Origin of the sequence: Pseudomonas alkylphenolica, from assembly GCF_004025535.1 — a bacterium.
Classification (GTDB): Bacteria; Pseudomonadota; Gammaproteobacteria; order Pseudomonadales; family Pseudomonadaceae; genus Aquipseudomonas; species Aquipseudomonas alkylphenolica_A.
Genome location: NZ_QJRG01000022.1, coordinates 1 through 268, shown reverse-complemented (window position 1 = coordinate 268; position 268 = coordinate 1). Strand labels below are relative to the sequence as shown.

1 protein-coding gene is annotated in these 268 nt (G+C 63.4%); it reads left to right on the top strand.

Features of this window, described 5'->3' with window-relative positions; translation table 11 throughout:
- The coding region (locus DM813_RS28360; RefSeq protein ID WP_164897188.1) for a hypothetical protein at positions 1-268 on the top strand (268 nt) is incomplete at both ends.

Below are 268 nucleotides of genomic sequence, written 5' to 3'. Positions count from 1 at the left end.
GCGCTGACGGCAGAGAACATGGTCGAGGTGCTCGACAGCACCAGCGTCTGGTTCGAGAAGGTTGCCGACCTGTTCACCAAGGCGGATGCCACCGTCGAGGCGGCCATTGCTGCGGGCAGCTGTCGTTGGTTCGATTCGCAGCGGCTCAAGCTGGTGCTTTCACTGTTTTCGTCCCTGCACCAGTACCTGATGACCGCGATGCCCGGCAATGCCCTGGACCGGCGCCTGTTGGCGCCAATGCTCGGCTTTGTCCATGCCGGCCTCGGCA